This window comes from uncultured Gilliamella sp. (assembly GCA_945271295.1).
Classification (GTDB): Bacteria; Pseudomonadota; Gammaproteobacteria; order Enterobacterales; family Orbaceae; genus Gilliamella.
Genome location: CALYPG010000014.1, coordinates 26,013 through 46,157, shown reverse-complemented (window position 1 = coordinate 46,157; position 20,145 = coordinate 26,013). Strand labels below are relative to the sequence as shown.

18 protein-coding genes are annotated in these 20,145 nt (G+C 33.7%); 17 read left to right on the top strand and 1 reads right to left on the bottom strand.

Features of this window, described 5'->3' with window-relative positions; all coding sequences use genetic code 11:
- From ribD to Q0K76_RS08360, 3 genes are all read left to right on the top strand, one after another.
- Nucleotides 1–1,116, top strand: a complete 1,116-nt coding sequence (ribD, locus tag Q0K76_RS08370; protein WP_294614236.1) for a bifunctional diaminohydroxyphosphoribosylaminopyrimidine deaminase/5-amino-6-(5-phosphoribosylamino)uracil reductase RibD — start codon at nucleotides 1–3, stop codon at nucleotides 1,114–1,116.
- A gap of 466 nt (nucleotides 1,117–1,582) precedes the next feature.
- On the top strand, nucleotides 1,583–2,410 hold the full coding sequence (locus Q0K76_RS08365) for a DeoR/GlpR family DNA-binding transcription regulator (RefSeq protein WP_294614233.1): 828 nt from the start codon (nucleotides 1,583–1,585) through the stop codon (nucleotides 2,408–2,410).
- On the top strand, nucleotides 2,407–3,375 hold the full coding sequence (locus Q0K76_RS08360) for a sugar kinase (RefSeq protein ID WP_294614230.1): 969 nt from the start codon (nucleotides 2,407–2,409) through the stop codon (nucleotides 3,373–3,375). The genes Q0K76_RS08365 and Q0K76_RS08360 overlap by 4 nt, the downstream gene beginning before the upstream one ends.
- A gap of 239 nt (nucleotides 3,376–3,614) precedes the next feature.
- On the opposite strand, the gene hemW is transcribed toward Q0K76_RS08360, so the two are convergent.
- Nucleotides 3,615–4,748 (bottom strand): radical SAM family heme chaperone HemW, encoded by a 1,134-nt coding sequence (gene hemW, locus Q0K76_RS08355; RefSeq protein ID WP_294614227.1) that lies wholly within the window; start codon nucleotides 4,746–4,748, stop codon nucleotides 3,615–3,617.
- A gap of 199 nt (nucleotides 4,749–4,947) precedes the next feature.
- Here hemW and Q0K76_RS08350 point away from each other — a divergent pair, with 199 nt between their 5' ends.
- The 14 genes from Q0K76_RS08350 to murG all read left to right on the top strand — a co-directional run bounded on the left by Q0K76_RS08350 (nucleotide 4,948) and on the right by murG (nucleotide 20,143).
- Nucleotides 4,948–5,820, top strand: coding sequence for a D-hexose-6-phosphate mutarotase (locus tag Q0K76_RS08350; protein WP_294614224.1), 873 nt, complete (start codon nucleotides 4,948–4,950; stop codon nucleotides 5,818–5,820).
- A 186-nt stretch (nucleotides 5,821–6,006) separates the two neighbouring features.
- Nucleotides 6,007–6,291 (top strand): 50S ribosomal protein L25, encoded by a 285-nt coding sequence (gene rplY / locus Q0K76_RS08345; RefSeq protein ID WP_294614221.1) that lies wholly within the window; start codon nucleotides 6,007–6,009, stop codon nucleotides 6,289–6,291.
- Nucleotides 6,292–6,494: 203 nt separating this feature from the next.
- On the top strand, nucleotides 6,495–7,955 hold the full coding sequence (gene zwf / locus Q0K76_RS08340; protein WP_294614219.1) for a glucose-6-phosphate dehydrogenase: 1,461 nt from the start codon (nucleotides 6,495–6,497) through the stop codon (nucleotides 7,953–7,955).
- Between the two features lie 12 nt (nucleotides 7,956–7,967).
- A complete protein-coding gene (gene pgl, locus Q0K76_RS08335; protein WP_294614216.1) occupies nucleotides 7,968–8,666 on the top strand; it encodes a 6-phosphogluconolactonase in 699 nt (232 codons plus the stop codon).
- Nucleotides 8,667–9,031: 365 nt separating this feature from the next.
- Nucleotides 9,032–9,478 carry a division/cell wall cluster transcriptional repressor MraZ gene (gene mraZ, locus Q0K76_RS08330; RefSeq protein ID WP_294614213.1) on the top strand — a complete coding sequence of 149 codons (447 nt, stop codon included), beginning with the start codon at nucleotides 9,032–9,034 and terminating at the stop codon, nucleotides 9,476–9,478.
- Between the two features lie 16 nt (nucleotides 9,479–9,494).
- Nucleotides 9,495–10,433: a 16S rRNA (cytosine(1402)-N(4))-methyltransferase RsmH gene (gene rsmH / locus Q0K76_RS08325; RefSeq protein WP_294614210.1), complete on the top strand. Its 939-nt coding sequence runs from the start codon at nucleotides 9,495–9,497 to the stop codon at nucleotides 10,431–10,433.
- Nucleotides 10,423–10,803 carry a cell division protein FtsL gene (gene ftsL, locus Q0K76_RS08320; RefSeq protein WP_294614208.1) on the top strand — a complete coding sequence of 127 codons (381 nt, stop codon included), beginning with the start codon at nucleotides 10,423–10,425 and terminating at the stop codon, nucleotides 10,801–10,803. Before rsmH ends, ftsL begins: the two co-directional genes overlap by 11 nt.
- Nucleotides 10,800–12,569 carry a peptidoglycan glycosyltransferase FtsI gene (gene ftsI, locus Q0K76_RS08315; protein WP_294614205.1) on the top strand — a complete coding sequence of 590 codons (1,770 nt, stop codon included), beginning with the start codon at nucleotides 10,800–10,802 and terminating at the stop codon, nucleotides 12,567–12,569. The genes ftsL and ftsI overlap by 4 nt, the downstream gene beginning before the upstream one ends.
- A 16-nt stretch (nucleotides 12,570–12,585) precedes the next feature.
- The gene (gene murE / locus Q0K76_RS08310; protein WP_294614202.1) at nucleotides 12,586–14,133 is read left to right on the top strand and encodes a UDP-N-acetylmuramoyl-L-alanyl-D-glutamate--2,6-diaminopimelate ligase; all 1,548 of its coding nucleotides are present in this window, start codon (nucleotides 12,586–12,588) and stop codon (nucleotides 14,131–14,133) included.
- Entirely contained in the window at nucleotides 14,130–15,497 is a 1,368-nt protein-coding gene (murF, locus tag Q0K76_RS08305; RefSeq protein WP_294614199.1) for a UDP-N-acetylmuramoyl-tripeptide--D-alanyl-D-alanine ligase, read from the top strand. The genes murE and murF overlap by 4 nt, the downstream gene beginning before the upstream one ends.
- A 4-nt stretch (nucleotides 15,498–15,501) precedes the next feature.
- Nucleotides 15,502–16,584 carry a phospho-N-acetylmuramoyl-pentapeptide-transferase gene (gene mraY / locus Q0K76_RS08300; RefSeq protein WP_294614196.1) on the top strand — a complete coding sequence of 361 codons (1,083 nt, stop codon included), beginning with the start codon at nucleotides 15,502–15,504 and terminating at the stop codon, nucleotides 16,582–16,584.
- 24 nt (nucleotides 16,585–16,608) lie between these two features.
- On the top strand, nucleotides 16,609–17,940 hold the full coding sequence (gene murD / locus Q0K76_RS08295) for a UDP-N-acetylmuramoyl-L-alanine--D-glutamate ligase (RefSeq protein WP_294614193.1): 1,332 nt from the start codon (nucleotides 16,609–16,611) through the stop codon (nucleotides 17,938–17,940).
- On the top strand, nucleotides 17,940–19,091 hold the full coding sequence (ftsW, locus tag Q0K76_RS08290) for a cell division protein FtsW (RefSeq protein ID WP_294614190.1): 1,152 nt from the start codon (nucleotides 17,940–17,942) through the stop codon (nucleotides 19,089–19,091). Before murD ends, ftsW begins: the two co-directional genes overlap by 1 nt.
- Nucleotides 19,091–20,143, top strand: a complete 1,053-nt coding sequence (murG, locus tag Q0K76_RS08285) for an undecaprenyldiphospho-muramoylpentapeptide beta-N-acetylglucosaminyltransferase (RefSeq protein ID WP_294614187.1) — start codon at nucleotides 19,091–19,093, stop codon at nucleotides 20,141–20,143. Before ftsW ends, murG begins: the two co-directional genes overlap by 1 nt.
- The last annotated feature ends 2 nt before the right edge of the window (nucleotides 20,144–20,145 follow it).

The following is a 20,145-nucleotide window of genomic DNA, read 5'->3' as shown; positions in this document are numbered from 1 at the left end:
ATGACTATGAAAAATGACCAAGATTTATTTTATATGCAACAAGCTATTGAGCTTGCTAAACTTGGGCGTTTTACCACTACCCCTAACCCTAATGTCGGCTGTATAATTGTTAAAGATAATCAGATTATTGGTCAAGGTTATCACCAAAAAGCCGGAGGGCCACATGCTGAAGTTTATGCACTACAAATGGCTGGCAATAATGTTAAGGGTGCCACCGCTTATGTAACGTTAGAGCCATGTAGTCATTTTGGTCGAACCCCACCTTGTGCAGATGCCTTGATTAAATCTGGAATTAAGCGTGTTGTTATTGCTATGCAAGATCCCAATCCTAATGTGGCCGGTCAGGGTATCAAGCGGTTAAATGATGCTGGTATCGAGGTTAGTGTTGGTGTTTTAGCCGCTCAAGCTGAATTACTCAATAAGGGTTTTTTAAAACGTATGCGTACCGGTTTGCCGTATGTACAACTTAAACTTGCAACGTCTCTTGATGGCAAAATTGCGATGGCATCTGGCGAAAGTAAATGGATCACATCAACCATTGCCCGACAAGATGTGCAACAATTCCGGGCTCAAGCCTGTTGTATTTTGAGTACGCGATCGACAGTGCAAGCTGATAATGCTAGCCTTACGGTTCGATATGCTCAATTACCTGATAATGTAAAGCATAACTATTTGCCAAAAAATCTACGGCAGCCAGTCAGAGTTATTATTGATAGTCAACACCGACTAACTGGTGATGAAAATATTTTTAAACAGCCTGGTGAAACATGGATAGTTAGAAAGCAAAATATTCCTGTTATGTTGCCTAATACCAAGTTGATTATTGAATCATCAACTAATAATAATATTGATTTAACTATATTGTTAAAAACATTGGGCGAACAACAAATAAATTCGGTGTGGGTTGAAGCGGGTTCCCAATTAGCCGGTGCATTGATTGAGCAAGAATTGATTGATGAGCTTATCATCTATTATGCTCCAAAGTTGCTTGGTCATAATGCAATAGATATGTGTAAACTAACTAATTTACAAAAGCTGTCATTAGCGCCACATTTTCGTTTTGAATCCACGAAAATGGTTGGTGAAGATTTACGCGTTATTTTAAAAAAAGCATGATTATTATGTAGATGAATATATAATTAAGTCAATATGTTAGATTAATGTTGATATATACAATTTAAAATTTTATAAATAGAAGATGTGATTTAATAAATTAAAAGCGATAGATAAAAATAGAAAATTATGTTTATCTACATTTTGATTTCTAGATTAAAAATGAGTTTTTTTATAAAGATTTTTAATGATAATTATTATTGTGCTATATTAATTTTAAATATATCTCCGAATTAAAAGGATTTTCCAATAATTATAGTTATAAAATGAAAGTTATTCTAATAAAACCAAATAAATTTCATTGCTAAAGTTTAGTTTTAATGGTTAACGGTGCACTTTAAATATCAGGAAGAAAGTGAATATTAATGACTGTTATGATACATAAAATTGAATACTGGTATTATTTGTTTGTAAAGTAGATTTTAGTTTCATTGTTGTTAATATTTATCTGTAATATAGGAAATAGAAATTGGCTAAAGTATCTTCAGCCTTATTAAAACGTCGATTAGACATTGCGGAAATTGTGCGCAAACAAGGTGAAATAAAAGTTGATAAATTATCTGACATGTTGCAGGTTTCTCATGTAACTATACGTCATGACTTAACTTATTTAGAACAACAAGGTTATTTAAAACGCTCATTTGGGGGCGCTATTTATATTGTACCTGAAGCAGATTTAAATAGAACAACTACCCCAGCTTCAAATAATTCAACTACTATCGACAGTCAAATTGGTTTAGTAAAAACCTGTTTAAGTTATATTAATGATGGTGAAACTATTTTTTTGGGTCATGGTAATGTGATTCGAAAACTCATTCCATTTTTGCATACTAAAAAATCTCTAAAACTCATTATGAATGATATTAGTAATGCACAATTGGTTAAAGAATTTTTAGATGCGGAAGTGATTTTAGTTGGTGGTGCATTACTTGACGGGAACATTTTATATGATCCAGAGACCGTTAAGGTATTTTTGAATCAATTAACTATTTCTCATTTTATTGTCGAATTAGCTGCAATTAATAAGGATAATCAAGTCGTTATTAAAAATATGGAGCAGCTTAAAACATATCAACAAATACTCAAAATTACTCAACACACGATTGGAATTTTACCTCAAATTGTTTCTTATCATGATAATAATATTCTTGGTAAATTAAAGCATATGGATATGGTCATATTATCAAGACCTACTGTAACTGAATATCATCAACAATTACTTGAAACAAATTTTAAACAATATACTACAAATAAATATTGTGTGACTTATCATAATATTACCCGAGGCATGAAATGAGCGTTAAAATTTGTACTTTTGGGGAGTTAGTTGTTGAGTTTTTAGCGAAAGAGCAAAATCAACGGTTTGATCAAGATGGTGAATTTTTAGGTCCTTTTCCAAGTGGAGCCCCTGCGATATTTGCCGATCAAGTTGCAAAATTAGGTTTTCCAGTCGTTTTCTTTAGCTGTGTTGGCAAAGATGCATTTGGTCGAATGTGTATTAAGCGACTGGAAAAAGACGGTGTTATTATTGACGGTATCACATCGCATAGTAAAGCCAATACTGGGAGCACTTTTGTTACCTATAAAGGTATGAATGAAAGAGATTTTATTTTTAATATTCCCAATAGTGCTTGTGGTTTATTGTCATTTAATCATATTAATGAAAAATTATTAAAAAATTGTACTCATTTGCATGTAATGGGGTCTTCGCTATACTCATTTCGTGCCATTGATGCAATGCGAAAAGCATTAGATATCATAAAAGGTAGCGGTGGTACAATCTCGTTTGATCCTAATTTGCGAAAAGAAATGTTCGATATTCAAGAAATGGAACAATCGTTTGATTACATTATGGAATATACAGATATATTTTTACCGAGTGAAAACGAAGTCAGTTATTTTGCTCATAATATTGGTGAAAGCGAACCGCAAATAATGTATGGGCTACTGAAAAAAGGCATTAAACATATCGTCGTGAAAAAAGGCGCTCAAGGCGCTAATTATTATGGATATGATAAATATCATAATTATCAAATGATTCATATGGATGGTTACATGACAAATGCTATCGATCCAACAGGTGCTGGGGACTGTTTCGATGCAACTTTTGTGAGTTTATTGTTGGCGGGATATTCGGTAAAAAAAGCATTACAGTATGCCAATGCTAGTGGTGCATTAGCGGTATCAAAAATAGGACCGATGGAGGGAACGCCAACATTAGCAGAAATAGAAGCATTCCTTTCTAAGGTTACCCTTAAGTAGCTAAAATTACTTTTTTAGTATCCAATTAAAAAAACCCAATAACCAAGTTATTGGGTAAAATAAGGAATAGGAAAACAATGAAATAAATACATTGTCATTAAATTATGCACTTTTTTAATATAAATGTATGTAAATAGATAACAATAATTACTTAAATAGTTTGTATTAAATTTGTTAATTGAACGTTAACTGATAATAATTTCAACCTAACAGATATAAAATAGTAATTATTATTGAAACTATAAAAAAATCTCTAGTAATGAGTTCAAAAATAATTTCCCATTTTCAGTTATTTGCCAATGTTGTTTATTGTCAGTTAAATAGCCTTTTTCAATAGCTAAAGCAATTTGTTTGTTGATGGTTTGTAATGGTAAAAAGGTTCGTTGTTCAAATTCTTCTTTTGGTGTTGGTTCAAATAACCTAAAACGATTCATAAAAAATTCAAAAGGTAAGTCTTCTTGAATTACTGTATATGATTTTTCTAAATAGCGTCCTTGCAAATAGCCTTTAGGGTGACGAGTTTTAATTGTGCGAATGATTTGCCCATTTGTTTGGGTAAGTTTACCGTGTGCTCCACAACCAATTCCTAAATAATCCCCAAAGCGCCAATAATTCAAGTTATGTTGACATTGGGCATGAGGTTTAGCATAGGCAGATGTTTCATATTGTTGATAACCGTGTTGAGTCAACAATTGATGTCCTTGTTGATAAATTTCCCACAGTTTATCGTCATCAGGTAAAACTGGTGGTTTAGATCCAAATAATGTATTGGGTTCTATGGTTAATTGATACCAAGACAAATGTGGTGGTTTAATTTCAATTGCCTGTGTTAGATCATACAATGCGTCATCAATATTTTGATTTGGTAAACCATGCATTAAATCTAAATTAAAACTATGCAAATTTAATGTGTGTGCCAGTTTCGCGGCATTTATTGCTTCTTGAGGATTATGTATTCGTCCTAATTTGGCAAGCTTATCGGATTGAAAACTCTGCACACCTATGGATATACGATTTATACCTGCTTGTTGATACCCATTAAATCTTTCAGCATCTACCGAGTTTGGATTTGCTTCAATAGTAATTTCGGCATTTTTATCTATTGGTATAATCTTATTGATGTTAATTAATAATTGATTGATAAGTTCAGCCGTAAAAAGACTCGGTGTTCCCCCACCAATAAAAATTGAAGAAACGGTTCGATTAGAACAAAGCTTGACATCTTGTTGTAAATCTCTGATCAAATGATAAATATAAGCATTATAATCAGGTTCATTTTTAACTGTATGTGAATTAAAATCACAATAAGGGCATTTTTGCACACACCATGGCATGTGAATATATAAACTTATTGGTATTTTATACTGAAACATATGCTTTTCCTGAAAGATTTTGTCAATAAATATAGCTGATAATTAACCTAATTAGTAAAATAACGCGTTATATTACCTTAATTTAATAAAAATAGCTTTTTTACACCTTTTGTTATTTTTATATTTAAAACAAAAAGGGTACAATCAACAGTAATTTTTAAAATTTATTATTAATCACAGTTATTTTGCAGGAGAATGTATGAGTATTTTTAAGGATATTTTAAATAATAGCGTTTCAGAAAAATCAATAAGCCCATCGGTTCAACAAACCACATTTGGTGAATTGCCTATTTTAGTTATTAAACATAAAATTTGTTCCGCTGCAGTTTCGCTTCAAGGCGCTCATTTATTATTTTGGCAACCTATAACTGAATCAACACCGGTTATTTGGTTAAGTCAAAAAGCTATTTTTAAACATGGTAAAGCGATTCGTGGTGGTGTACCTGTTTGTTGGCCTTGGTTCGGTAAATTAGGTGATCCCATGCATGGTTTTGCGCGCATTGTTGACTGGACATTAGATTCATGTAAAGAAGATGAAAATGGAGTCGAATTAGTATTATCACTCACTAATAACCAACAAACACAAGCATTTTTTACCAAACCTTTTAATGTTTGGCTCACAATCCATTTAGGGAAAACGTGTCAAATTACATTAAGTTGTCAAGGTGACTTTGAAGCAACCAGTGCATTACATACCTATTTCGGTGTTAATAATATAGCAAATGTTGTAGTTAAAGGTTTAGGAAAAACCTATGAAGAACGTTTAGCGGTAGTTAACAAACCAGCGATTGAGGGGCAACTTACCTTTAATCAAGAAGTCGATCGTATTTATAATAATGCAAACAAAATCATCACTATTAGTGATGGTGACAGAACCATTCAACTGACAAATACAGAAGCAAGTGATGTAGTTACCTGGAATCCATGGATAGATAAAGCCAAATCGATGGCTGACTTTGCTGATGAAGAGTACCAATCGATGGTTTGTGTTGAAACTGCTTGCATAAATAAACCACTTAAATTATCAATGATGCAAAAAACAACATACGGTTTTAAAATAGAATTAGTTTAAAATTGCAGATAGATAATTATATCTATGCAATTATGCTTAATTAGTTCAATGATAGATTGAATATTTGATTGCGTTTATATAGCGAAGACTTTATAATCGCCTTCGCTTTATAAAGCACCAATTTGATAGCCAACTACTGGGTCGCCTGTAATTGGTTTTTATTTTAAAAAACTAAGAGAAATAAACATGTTTACATTAAAAGCAGAAGTAAGAAAAGAGCATGGTAAGGGTGCGAGCCGCCGCCTGCGTAACGCTGGTCAATTTCCTGCCATTATTTATGGTGGAACTAAGCCTGCTATATCTGTTGTGCTTGATCACAACCAAATCTTTAATATGCAAGAAAAACCAGAATTCTATTCTGAAGTGTTATCAATTAAGGTTGGTAGTAAAACTGTTAAAGCTAAAGTACAAGCGGTACAACGCCATCCATTCAAACCAAAATTAGTACATATGGACTTTTTGCGAGTATAATATCTTTATACATTAAAATATTATCCAATAACTGTATTAATCACAAGGTCACCCAATAAGGTGACCTTTTTTTATTTAAGATTTTTTTTAAATCAACGCTAGCACCTATTGCTACAATTTAGACAATTAATTTCACTAGAGGTATACTTACGGTTTAACATAATATAAAAATAATGTGTGCCAATCGATATTAGGAGAAAGTTATGTCTGATATCCCAGCCTGCAATTTAGTTATTTTTGGAGCCAAAGGGGATTTAACAAGGCGAAAGTTATTGCCATCTCTGTATAAACTAGAAAAGTATGGAAAATTGCCTAAAGAAACAAAAATTTTAGGTGTAGGTCGTGCTGATTGGGATCATACTGCATATACCAATGTAGCGAGGGAGGCATTAATTACATTTATGTCGGAGCCATTAGATGAAGAAATTTGGCAAAAATTCAGTCAACGGCTTAATTTTCATAAATTGGATGTGAACGATACCTCTGCTTTTGATGGCTTAAAACGTAAACTTAACCATACTTACCCTATAATTTTTTATTTTGCCATGCACCCGGCATCTTTTGGTACTATTTGTCAAGGATTAGCAAAAGCGGGATTAAATCAAGCGAAAAACCGTATAGTAATGGAGAAACCGCTTGGTACCGATTTACAATCATCGCGTGAAATTAATGATTCTGTTGCAGAATTTTTTAATGAATCACAGGTTTATCGTATTGATCATTATTTAGGTAAAGAGTCTGTTTTAAACTTGCTTGCATTGCGCTTTGCAAACACATTCTTTGCTTCATTTTGGGATCGTAATTTTATTGATCATGTTGAAATTACAGTAGCGGAACAAGTTGGTATTGAAGGTCGTTGGGGATATTTTGATAAAGCTGGTCAAATGCGAGATATGGTACAAAATCACCTTTTACAGATTTTAACTATGATTGCTATGGCTCCTCCGGCCGATCTTAAAGATGATAGTATACGAACTGAAAAAATAGCTGTGCTTAATGCTCTTAGGCCAATTGATCAAAGCAATATTCACGAAAAAGTTGTTCGTGGTCAATATGCTGCAGGTTTTATTAATGGTATTAACGTGCCAGGATATTTAGAAGAAGACGGTTCGAATAAAGAAAGTAACACTGAAACATTTGTTGCAATTCGTGTTGATATTGATAATTGGCGTTGGGCTGGCGTGCCGTTTTATTTACGTACAGGAAAACGTTTAACAAGCAAATGTTCAGAAGTCGTTGTTTATTTTAAATCGTTGCCCCTTAATTTATTCAGTCAATCTTTTCCTGAGCTACCTCAAAATAAATTGACTATTCGTTTACAACCCGAAGATGGCATGGATATTGAAATCTTAAATAAAGTACCTGGATTAGATAGTACTCATAATTTGCAAACAACAAAACTTGATTTAAGTATTAGTGAAGCTTATCACCAACGCAGTGCAGATGCTTATGAACGTTTATTACTTGAAGTCATGCGTGGACGCCAAGCATTATTTGTACATCGTGACGAAGTTGAAGCAGCGTGGAAGTGGGTTGACTCGATTATTAATGCATGGGATGCTTATAAGGAATCACCAAAAATTTATCAAGCAGGCACTTGGGGCCCGGTTGCTTCAGTGGCCTTAATAACTAAAGATGGGCATTCATGGCATGAATTTGAATAAGAGGGCATAAAGATGTTTATATTAAACAAATATGCGAGCAGTCAATTATTAAATGAAGATTTGAATGCGCATATTGTAAGTGCGTTAAAACAAGCAATTAAACAAAAAGGACATGCTTCACTAGCAGTATCGGGAGGAACAACACCTATTCCATTATTTATCATGCTTAGCCAACAAGATTTGGATTGGCATCGTGTGTTTATCACTTTAGTTGATGATAGATGGGTTGATGATATTCATGAAGCCAGTAACGAAAAATTAGTGAAAACATATTTGTTACAAAATAAAGCTAAATTAGCTAATTTTGTAGGATTAAAAAATAGCTGTGAAAATCCTTTTGTTGGTTCGGTTATAACTGATAAGTTACTCACAAAGTTCCCAATGCCATTTGATGTTTTAATCTTAGGAATGGGAGAAGATGGTCATACGGCATCACTATTCCCTAGAGCCGCTAATTTAGCGGCGGGATTAGATATGCAATCAGATCGAAAAGTGATTGGTATGACACCTTTAACGGCTCCTTTTGATCGAATTACATTAACATTGCCAACTATTTTAAATAGTCAAAATATTTATTTGCATTTAGTTGGTCAAGTTAAAATGAATGTGCTTGAACAAGCAGAAAAAGGTAATAATATTACCGAAATGCCAATTCGTGCAATTTTGCAACAAGATAAAGTAAATATAACTATTTTTTGGACTGCATCTTAATTTTTATAAGTTTTGCCAACAGTGTATAGTTGGCAAAACTATATTGTTTTCTATTTTTATCCTATTTTTTATTTCTAACCTATTGTTTATAAATTAAACAACAAAAGGTTTTGCTTCAAACGTTAATGTTTCAACCATTTTTACTTTTTTTAGTTAATCATAGCTCCCAATATCTTAATTCTTGTTTAGTATTTAGGCTATTAAAATAGCTTTTATATCCAGATAAATTAATTAATTAAATATCTATTAATTTACTAATTTTTGTGGTAAAAAGTGGGAGTAAGTGGTAAAAGTAAATGAATTATTTAATTGATTGATTATTAATAATTTATAAATAATAAAAATTTATAAATAATGGTACTTTCATGTTTAGTGGCGCAATTGCAGTCAATTTAGATAGTAAAGGGCGGATGGCTATTCCAACCCGCTATCGTGAATATTTGGCTGAAGGTATGGTTTGTACGATTGGTTTATATCATCCTTGCCTTGCACTTTACTCTATGTCTGAATGGAAATATATTGAACAACAACTCTCTACATTATCAGCAATTATTGAAGCCGAACGTAGAATTAAACGTTTATTATTAGGTTATGCAACAGAGTGTCCAATGGATAATTCTGGACGAATCTTATTACCGCCAACATTACGTGCTTATGCTAAGTTAGAAAAATATACAATGCTAGTTGGACAATCTAATAAATTCGAAATTTGGGATGAATCAATTTGGCACCAACAAATTAGTGAAGATATAGCTGCATTATCTGCAGATATTGAAAACTTATCTGATAATTTGAAAAGTTTGACCATTTAAAAAGAGTAAAAAATTGATGATTTATCAACATAAAACAGTTTTGTTAACTGAGGCTGTCGCAGCACTAAATATAAAAAAAGATGGTATTTATGTTGATGGTACGTTTGGACGTGGAGGACATTCTCGTCTGATACTTGAGCAACTCGGTAAAAACGGTCGACTCATTGCAGTTGATCGTGATGACCGTGCGCAGCAAGCAGCTTTAGAAATTACAGATCCGAGATTTACTTTTATTCGTGGCGAATTTTCAAATGTAAAACAATATATTGATAATTTGGGATTATTGGGCAAGATTGACGGTTTTTTGTTAGATCTTGGTGTTTCATCTCCACAATTAGACGATCCGCAAAGAGGGTTTTCATTTATGCATGATGGACCTTTAGATATGCGTATGAATATCAATAAAGGGATGACAGCAAGCGAATGGTTACAAAACAGTAATGAAGAAGATATAGCATGGGTACTCAAAACCTTTGGTGAAGAAAAATTCGCAAAACGAATAGCTCGAACCATTGTTGAGCGTAATAAAATATCACCTATAACAAGAACATTGGAACTAGCTAACTTAATTGAAAAAACTATTCCTAAGAAAGATAAAAACAAACATTCGGCAACACGAAGTTTTCAAGCTATTCGTATTTACATTAACAGTGAACTAGAAGAAGTTGAACAAGCATTAAATAGTAGTTTGTCTATGCTTGCTAATCATGGAAGACTGGCAATAATTAGTTTTCATTCTCTAGAAGATAGAATAGTAAAGCAATTTATCACTAAGCATAGTAAGGGACCCCAGCTACCAGCGGGCTTACCACTTACAGAAGCACAAATTAAACAATATGGTGGAACTAAATTAAAATCACTTGGCAAAATTAAGCCAAGTACTGTTGAAATTGATGATAATCCGAGATCTCGGAGTGCATTATTAAGAGTAGCAGAAAGAAAAAATGAACAATAACCCAAATAATGGTAATGACCTTAATAATATTGATGAAGGTAATCCCAAAAAAATAAGCAAAAGTTTATTTGGGTTAATTATTGGTGATTTAATTGGTCATCAAAAATTGTCATTGCTATTGTTGATACTTATTATTGTTTCAGCTGGTGCGATTTTAATAACAACACAACAGATACGTAAACAGTTATATGAACGAGAACAACTTTTATTAGAACAAGATGTTTTAGAGAGTGAATGGCGTAATTTAGTAATTGAAGAGAATGTCCTTGCGGATCCTAAGCGGATTGAAGATAAAGCTAAAAATCAATTAGGAATGAATTATGTTACGCCACAAAATGAAACGATTATTGTGATAAAGAGTAACGAATGAAACCTGTTACTAAAAAAAAAGCTAAAAAAGTTGTAAAAACAAGAAAAGTAAATAACATGATGATTAATAGGCATTTTTTTAGCCCTAATCGTTTTTATGTTGTATATGGTTTGATTGTTTTTGCTATTATTTGTCTAATTATTCGAATGACGATTTTGCAGATTATTGAGCCAGAAAAACTCATTGCCGAAGGTAATAAGCGTTCGATTCGTCATCAAGATATGGCTGCCCCCAGAGCAATGATCACCGATCGTAATGGTCGAGCATTAGCGGTGTCTGTGCCAATGTTCGATGTTTGGGCAGACCCTAAAATTGTGGTACAAAAAGGTGGGGTAAATGCCGACGATGTTCGTTGGCAGGGATTGGCAAAAACATTGAATATTCCAATGTCAGTACTTGAGGAAAAATTGAATAATCCATCTATGCGATTTGTTTATTTATCCAGACAAATAACGCCAACAATATCGGATTATTTGAAAAAATTAAAATTACCAGGGGTCTCGTTTACTAAAACTTCAAAACGTTATTATCCTGCTGCTGAAAATATTGCACAGTTAGTTGGATTAACTAGTATTGATAACAATGGAATTGAAAGGGGTTCTGAAGGTATTGAGAAAAGTTTCAATAAGTGGTTGGTTGGTGAATCTGGTCAAAGAATTGTAAGACGTGACCGAGGTGGACATGTTATTGAAGAGTTAAAACGGACAGAGAGTGAGATAGCTTCCGATTTAACATTAAGTATTGATGAACGTCTACAATCTTTAATGTTTAGAGAAATAAGTCAAGCTGTTGAATTTAACAAAGCAGATAGTGGAACGGCGGTATTAATTGATGTACATACTGGTGAAATCTTAGCAATGGCAACTAGCCCATCTTATAATCCGAATAACCGTGCCACAATTGATTATAATTTATTACGAAATCGAGCGGTAACAGATGCGTTTGAACCAGGTTCTACAGTTAAGCCTTTAGTAGTAATGGCTGCTTTGGAAAAGAAAGTTGCAAACTTAAATTCGGTTATTGATACACGACCATTTTATGTAAATCGTTATGAAATTAAAGATGTGTCATATCAAAAAACACTGAATTTAGCAGGTATTTTAGAAAAATCAAGTAATGTTGGGGTAAGTAAGCTTGCTTTGCAAATGCAATCGAGTGATCTTGTTGAATATTACAGTCGTTTTGGTTTAGGTCAACCTACTGGGCTAGGTTTAGGTGGGGAAGCTAGTGGCTCAATTGCCGCAGATAGAACAAGAAAATGGGCTGATATTGAACGAGCCACATTTGCATTTGGTTATGGTTTAAGTGTGACGCCATTACAACTGGCAAGAGCATATGCAACAATTGGCAGTTACGGAATTTATCGACCAGTTTCAATTATTAAGGTGACTGAGCCAGTTAAAGGTAAGCGCGTGGTACCAGAACAGATAGCTAAAACCGTAGTTCACTTGATGGAAGCGGTAGCTGTTACTGGTGGAGGAACGAAAGCGTCAGTCCCCGGATATAGTGTTAGCGTAAAGACAGGTACCGCAAAAAAATTATCAGGTGGGCGGTATGTTAATCAATATTTGGCCTATACAGCAGGTATAGCTCCGGCTTCTAGACCCAAATATTCATTAGTGGTGGTAATTGACAATCCCAAAGCAGGTCAATATTACGGTGGTTCTGTCTCTGCTCCTGTGTTCAGCCGCATTATGGGGGGGGTGCTTAGAACAATGAATGTACAGCCTGATCGGCAAGTTGATAGTCCTGTGATTATTTATTAATAGGTGGTGGTAAGTGGTGGCAATATCTACGTTTAAAACATTATTTAGTTTGTTAGGGGGAGATAATAATTTCGATTTGGATGATTTCCCTCTAAATTACTTACGTATTGATAGTCGTATGGTAAATAACAACGATGTTTTTGTTGCTATACAAGGTTCTGTTTTTGATGGCCGTGATTTTATTTCTCAAGCTATTTCAGCTGGTGCTGCGGTAATTTTGACTGAAACCAACAAAAAAACAAATGATCTAAAAATAAAATATATTAAACAACAAGCAAAGCTTGTTCCACAAATAAGTGTGTTGCAATTATCTAAGCGATTATCAATTATTGCAAATGACTATTATCAGTCGCCTTCTAAAAAATTATCTGTTATTGGTGTTACTGGTACTAATGGCAAAACAACAGTGACGCAACTGATAGCGCAATGCGCAACATTATTGAATGAAAAAAGTGCTCTTATGGGAACTATTGGTAATGGACTTTATAATCACCTTGAACCATCACTAAATACAACTGCCTCACCAATAGATATTCAAACATTGTTAGCTGAGTTTGTAAAACAACAAGTCAAAGTTGTTGCAATGGAAATCTCTTCACATGGATTAGTTATGAATCGCGTAAAAGGATTAAGTTGTGCAGCAACAGTATTTACCAATCTAAGTCGGGATCATCTTGATTATCATAAAACCATGAGTAAATATGCTAAAGCAAAATGGTCATTATTTAGTCCAGAAGCAAAAGAAAAGCAAGTAGTATATTCTGGTAAAAGCATAATTAATTATGATGATAACTATGGTAAACGTTGGATTGAAAAACTTAACCAGCCAACAGCAGTATCATGTCAACCAAAATCATTACGTCAATTGAAAGCATTAAATATACCTTATGTTGGCGTATCAATGATTGAATATCATGATAAAGGCGCCAAAATATATATGGAATCAAGTTGGGGTAATGCAATTATTAATAGCCGATTATTAGGTGAATTTAATGTTTCAAACTTATTATTATCACTAGCAACATTATTGACACTAGATTTTCCATTTTTTGCTGTTACTAATATGGCATCTTTTCTAAAACCAATCTGTGGACGAATGGAAGTATTCAATGTAAAAAACTCCCCGACCGCAATTGTCGATTATGCACATACACCTGATGCACTACAAAAAGCTTTGCAAGCTAGTCGAATTCATTGTAAAGGCAATTTATGGGTGATTTTTGGTTGTGGTGGTGATAGAGATAAGGGTAAAAGACCTTTAATGGGTGAAGTGGCAGAAAAATTTGCTGATAGAATTGTTTTAACTAATGATAATCCTCGAACTGAAGATGAGATGAAAATTATTGCCGATATTGAGCAAGGTTTGCTTAATAGTGACAAAGTTCAAGTAATTACCAATAGAGTTGAGGCCATTACACAAACATTTGCACAAGCTGAATTAAATGATGTGATTCTTATTGCAGGAAAAGGTCATGAAGATTATCAAATCGTTGGTAACACTAAATATCATTATTCAGATCAAGAAACAGTGAAACAGCTTTTAGGAGTAGAGAATCAATTATGATTCCATTAGTTATTAAGCAAATTAAAACCTTAGTCAAAGGTAAGTCTTACAATATTGAAGATGAAGCAGTGATTGTTGATTCAATTAGTATAGATTCGCGTAAAATCGTTAAAAATTCACTTTTTATTGCCTTAGTCGGTGATAAGTTTGATGGTCATGAATTTGCCCATCAAGCTATCAAAGATGGTGCTATTGCAGTTATTGTTAACCGTAAACTTGATGGTTTACTACCGCAAATTGTGGTTGCAGATACTCACCAAGTATTAGGACAAATTGCTGCTTTCATTCGACAACAAAGTTCAGCTAAAGTTGTGGCACTCACTGGCTCTTCTGGCAAAACTTCGGTAAAAGAAATGACCGCTGCAATTTTACAGTATTGTGGACAAACACTTTATACACAAGGTAATCTCAATAATGATATTGGGGTACCACTTACATTATTTCGTTTAACCCCACAAGATCAGTTTGCGGTTATTGAATTAGGCGCTAATCATATTGGTGAAATTGCCTATACCACCAATATTGTCAAACCACAAACTGCATTAATTAATAATATTGCGCATGCTCATATTGAAGGTTTTGGTTCACTTGATGGTGTGGCAACTGCAAAAGGTGAAATTTTTCAAGGGTTATCCAAAGGCGATATTGCTATCATCAATTTGGATAGTTGCTCAGATAAGTGGCTGACTAATTTAAAAGATAAAAAAGTTTGGACTTTTTCGTTATCTAAACAATCGGCAGATTTTTATGCTACTAATATTCGAGAAGGCGAGTTTACTAATTTTACATTACATACACCGCAAGGTGAATGTGAAATAACATTACCATTAGTTGGGCAACATAATGTTGCAAATGCAATTGCTGCATCAGCTTTAGCTATTTCGGTTGGTGCAAATTTTGAAGAAATTCAACAAGGTCTGATTTCTTTAAAGCCGGTTAAAGGTCGATTATTCCCAATAAGATTAAATTCAACCCAATTGATTTGGGATGATTCTTATAATGCTAATGTTGGCTCAATGACTGCAGCAATTCAAGTTTTAGCTAAACAGCCAGGTTATAGAGTATTAGTAGTAGGTGATATGGCTGAATTAGGGCGTGACGCCGAAAAATATCATCAGCAAATAGGCGAACTTGCAAGGCAATACCAACTTGATTGTGTAGTTAGTGTAGGAAACCTAAGCCGAATTATAAGTGAATTTAGCCAAGTTGGGCATCATTTTGCTAACCAACCAGATGCAGCTAATTATCTGTTAACACTATTATGTCAGCATTCAACATTAACTATGCTTGTAAAAGGATCACGTAGTGCAAAAATGGAAAACTTAATAGAAACTATTAAACAATTTAGAATGAGTCAGGATTAAAATTATGTTGGTGTGGATATCTGAATATTTAGTTAAACATTTTACCTTTTTTAATGTTATCTCTTATTTAACAGTTAGAGCTATTTTGGGTTTATTAACCTCATTGGCTATTTCTTTATTTATGGGGCAAAAAGTCATTAATTGGTTACAAAAACTACAAATTGGTCAAGTAGTACGTAACGACGGTCCTGAATCCCATTTTAGTAAAAAAGGTACCCCTACGATGGGAGGGACGCTTATTTTGGCATCAATTTCGTTGTCAGTATTTTTATGGGCAGATCTTCGTAATCCTTACGTTTGGTTAACCTTATTTGTGTTAATTGGTTATGGAATTGTCGGATTTGCTGATGACTATTTAAAAGTGATTCGTAAAAATACAGCAGGTCTTATCGCCAGATGGAAATACTTTTGGCAATCAGTTATTGCATTAATTGTTGCATTTGGACTTTATGCTTATGGTAAAGATAGCGCTGTGACAGTACTTGTCATACCATTTTTTAAAGATGTAGCACCGCAATTAGGATTATGGTTTATTTTACTAACTTATATTGTAATTGTTGGGGCCGGTAATGCGGTTAATTTAACAGATGGTCTTGATGGATTAGCTATTATGCCAACTGTATTTGTTGCAGCAGGTTTAGCTCTGGTATCTTGGGCAACAGGCAATATCAATTTTGCCGCGTATTTACATATTCCTTATATTAAATTTAGTGCTGAATTAATGATTGTTTGTACAGCAATTATCGGTGCGGGACTTGGTTTTTTATGGTTTAACACTTATCCGGCAATGGTATTTATGGGCGATGTCGGTTCACTGGCATTAGGTGGTGTATTAGGTATTATTTCAGTTTTATTACGCCAAGAATTTTTATTATTAATCATGGGTGGCATATTTGTTATTGAAACCTTATCGGTGATTTTACAAGTCGGCTCATTCAAATTACGAGGTAAGCGGATTTTTCGTATGGCACCTATTCATCACCATTATGAACTTAAAGGTTGGCCTGAACCACGAGTAATTGTTCGATTTTGGATTATTTCATTAATGTTAGTATTAATTGGTTTATTAACATTGAAATTACGTTAAATAAAAATAGATCAGGATTAAATCATGGTTAGCTATCAAGGCAAAAATGTCCTTATTATTGGCTTAGGCATTACAGGGCTTTCTTGTGTCGACTATTTTCTTGCTCAAAATGTTATTCCTAAAGTTATTGATACGCGTTTATCGCCAACTGGATTAGATCAACTCGATAAGCGTATTGTTTATCATTTAGGAGGATTAAAGGCTGATTGGTTACTTGAAGCTGATTTAATCATTGCCAGTCCTGGTATTGCAATATCAACACCTGAATTACAAAAAGCGGCTGAAAAAGGTATTGAAATTATTGGTGATATTGAGCTTTTTTGTCGTGAAGTTAATCAGCAAACGAATAAAAAAATTGTAGCCATTACCGGAGCTAATGGTAAAACGACAGTCACAACTTTAGTTGGTGAAATAATTAAATCTGCTGGGATTAAAGTAGGGGTTGGAGGCAATATTGGACGACCTGCTTTAACCTTATTAAAGCAAGATTGTGATATATATGTGCTTGAGTTATCAAGTTTTCAATTAGAAACAACCACAAGTTTAAGCGCAACGGTTGCTACCATTTTAAACATTTCAGAAGATCATATGGATCGTTATCCTCATGGTTTGATGCAATATGTTGAAGCCAAACAACGTATTTATCACAATGCTAAATGTTGTGTTATTAATTATGATGATAAATTAACAATTCCTGAGAACAATCACACTGATATATTGTCATTTGGATTGACACAAGGGGATTATCACTTAAATAGTCAGTGTGATTATTTGATTGCTAAGGAACAACCAGTATTGGCAACTAATATGATGAAATTAACAGGTTGTCATAATTATCTAAACGCATTAGCTGCTTTGGCCATTGTTGATAGATTAATGATCTCTCGAAAATTTAGTTTAGCAACCATTGCTGAGTTTCAAGGTCTACCACATCGTTTTGAATTAGTTTTAGAAAAAAATGGTGTGAAATGGATTAATGATTCCAAAGCAACCAATGTAGGTAGCACGGAATCAGCTTTAAAAAGTGTAGTTTGTAAAGGAAAGTTGTTTCTATTATTAGGTGGAGATGGTAAATCAGCTGATTTCTCACCATTAGTTCCTTATTTACAAAGCAGCAATCTTGAAATTTTTTGTTTTGGAAGGGATCGCTCATTGCTTGCGAAGTTAGTACCCAATATTACAACTATGACTGAAACTTTAGCAGAAGCGATGCAAATTATTGCCCAAAAGGTTGTATCGGATGATGTCGTCTTACTCTCTCCAGCTTGTGCAAGTTTAGATCAGTTCAAAAATTATATAGAACGAGGGGAACAATTTGTAAAATTAGCTAAGCAAGTGACTAAAGGAAATGCGTAATGAATCTTTTAGGGATTAAAAAGCAAGTTAACCCACATGTGCCATTTGATAATCAATTATTATGGACAGTAATTGGTTTAATGGTATTTGGTTTAACTATGGTTACATCAGCTTCCATGTCATTTAGTGAAAGTAATCCTTTTTTTTATACTCAGCGTGAATTAATTCAACTTGGTATATCATTATTTTTAATACTGATTACTTTGTATGTTCCTATGCAACGTTGGCAACAGTTTGGCACAGTATTGTTAATTCTTGTTATCGCGATGTTAGTTGTAGTATTGGGTATTGGCACTTCAATCAACGGTGCGTCACGTTGGATACCATTAGGTGTATTTAATTTCCAACCAGCTGAACTTTCTAAATTAGCATTATTTTTGTATTTAGCTGGTTATTTGGCTCGTAAATCAGATGAAGTGCAAAGTGGTTTTTGGGGATTTTTTAAACCAATGGCTATCATGTCAATTTTGTCTATTTTGTTATTATTGCAACCAGATTTAGGAACAGTTATTGTTTTATTTATGGTTACTATTGGTATTTTATTTATTGCTGGTGCTAAATTGTGGCAGTTTATCGCTATTTTATCGACAGGTATTTTAACTGTAGTTAGTTTGATTTTATTTGAATCGTATCGGTTAGCTCGGTTATTAAGCTTTCTTGACCCATGGCAAGATGCAACAGGTTCTGGTTATCAGTTAATTGCATCATTAATGGCGATAGGTAGCGGTGGGTTATTTGGTCAAGGTATGGGTAATTCGATCCTCAAATTAGGGTATTTACCTGAATGTCATACTGATTTTATTTTTTCAATTATCTCGGAAGAATATGGTTATGTTGGTGTTATATCGTTATTGGCATTACTTTTCTTTTTAACTTTTAAAGCTATGGCAATTGGTTATCGGGCATTAAATGAGAGAGTTCTATTCTCAGGCTATTTAGCCTGTGAAATTGGTATTTGGTTTGGATTTCAAACTTTTGTGAATATTGGTGTAACATCTGGTATGTTACCAACCAAAGGTTTAACTTTGCCATTTATTAGTTATGGTGGTTCAAGTTTAATTGTAATGAGTATAGCTGTTGCAATACTACTTAGAATTGATTTTGAATTTAGGCGAAAACAAGCACAAGCAAGAATAAGGTCAATAAAATAATGAAGAAATTATTGGTTATGGCAGGAGGAACAGGGGGACATGTTTTTCCAGGGATTGCAGTTGCGCACTATTTAATGAAGCAGGGTTGGCAAGTGCGATGGCTTGGTACAGCTGATCGTATGGAGGCGCAATTAGTTCCTGATAATGGTATTGATATTGACTTTATAGAAATATCTGGATTACGAGGTAAAGGCGTGCTTGCATTATTAAAAGCACCATACAAAATTTTAAAAGCGATGTTGCAAGCAAGGAAAATTTTAAAGGCCTATCGTCCTGATGTTGTCTTAGGTATGGGAGGCTATGTTTCTGGTCCAGGTGGCTTTGCAGCTAAAACACTTGGTATTCCGATAGTAATACACGAACAAAATGGTGTTGCTGGATTAACCAATAAGTGGTTAGCGAAGATTGCCACTAAAGTTTTACAAGCATTTCCTACTGCATTTCCAAAAGCTGAAATTGTAGGTAATCCTGTTCGTACTGATCTACTCAATATACCAGAGCCCATGCAAAGATTTAAAGATCGCGAAGGACCAATTAGAATTCTGGTAATGGGAGGGAGTCAAGGTGCCAAAATTATAAATGATATTGTACCTCAAGTGATAGCTAAATTAGGGGAAAACTATATTGTATGGCATCAAACTGGCAAAGGAATGTTGGATCAGGTTATTGAATCTTATAAGGATTGCAATATAACAAATAATAAAGTAACTGAATTTATTACTGATGTAGCTTATGCTTATAGTTGGGCAGATATTGTTATTTGTCGAAGTGGAGCCTTGACTGTTAGCGAAATAGAAGTTGTTGGAATTGGTGCCATTTTTGTTCCATTCATGCATAAAGATCGCCAACAATTTTGGAATGCTAAATCTTTAGTTGATGTTGGTGCTGCAAATGTTGTTGAGCAAGCCGATTTTAATGTTGAATCATTATTCAATTTGTTAATAAATTTAAATAGAGAGCAATTAGTGAAAATGGCAATTAAAGCTAAAAGTTTAGCTATTGAAAATTCTACTGAAAGAGTAGCCGAAACAATTGATTCAGTGATAAGATAATT

Bases quoted from the DNA above. Each gene is read 5' to 3' on its own strand.
- ribD (WP_294614236.1), top strand. From the start codon at position 1: ATGACTATGAAAAATGACCAAGATTTATTTTATATGCAACAAGCTATT.
- Q0K76_RS08360 (WP_294614230.1), top strand. From the start codon at position 2,407: ATGAGCGTTAAAATTTGTACTTTTGGGGAGTTAGTTGTTGAGTTTTTA.
- hemW (WP_294614227.1), bottom strand. From the start codon at position 4,748: ATGTTTCAGTATAAAATACCAATAAGTTTATATATTCACATGCCATGG.
- Q0K76_RS08350 (WP_294614224.1), top strand. From the start codon at position 4,948: ATGAGTATTTTTAAGGATATTTTAAATAATAGCGTTTCAGAAAAATCA.
- rplY (WP_294614221.1), top strand. From the start codon at position 6,007: ATGTTTACATTAAAAGCAGAAGTAAGAAAAGAGCATGGTAAGGGTGCG.
- zwf (WP_294614219.1), top strand. From the start codon at position 6,495: ATGTCTGATATCCCAGCCTGCAATTTAGTTATTTTTGGAGCCAAAGGG.
- pgl (WP_294614216.1), top strand. From the start codon at position 7,968: ATGTTTATATTAAACAAATATGCGAGCAGTCAATTATTAAATGAAGAT.
- mraZ (WP_294614213.1), top strand. From the start codon at position 9,032: ATGTTTAGTGGCGCAATTGCAGTCAATTTAGATAGTAAAGGGCGGATG.
- rsmH (WP_294614210.1), top strand. From the start codon at position 9,495: ATGATTTATCAACATAAAACAGTTTTGTTAACTGAGGCTGTCGCAGCA.
- ftsL (WP_294614208.1), top strand. From the start codon at position 10,423: ATGAACAATAACCCAAATAATGGTAATGACCTTAATAATATTGATGAA.
- ftsI (WP_294614205.1), top strand. From the start codon at position 10,800: ATGAAACCTGTTACTAAAAAAAAAGCTAAAAAAGTTGTAAAAACAAGA.
- murF (WP_294614199.1), top strand. From the start codon at position 14,130: ATGATTCCATTAGTTATTAAGCAAATTAAAACCTTAGTCAAAGGTAAG.
- mraY (WP_294614196.1), top strand. From the start codon at position 15,502: ATGTTGGTGTGGATATCTGAATATTTAGTTAAACATTTTACCTTTTTT.
- murD (WP_294614193.1), top strand. From the start codon at position 16,609: ATGGTTAGCTATCAAGGCAAAAATGTCCTTATTATTGGCTTAGGCATT.
- ftsW (WP_294614190.1), top strand. From the start codon at position 17,940: ATGAATCTTTTAGGGATTAAAAAGCAAGTTAACCCACATGTGCCATTT.
- murG (WP_294614187.1), top strand. From the start codon at position 19,091: ATGAAGAAATTATTGGTTATGGCAGGAGGAACAGGGGGACATGTTTTT.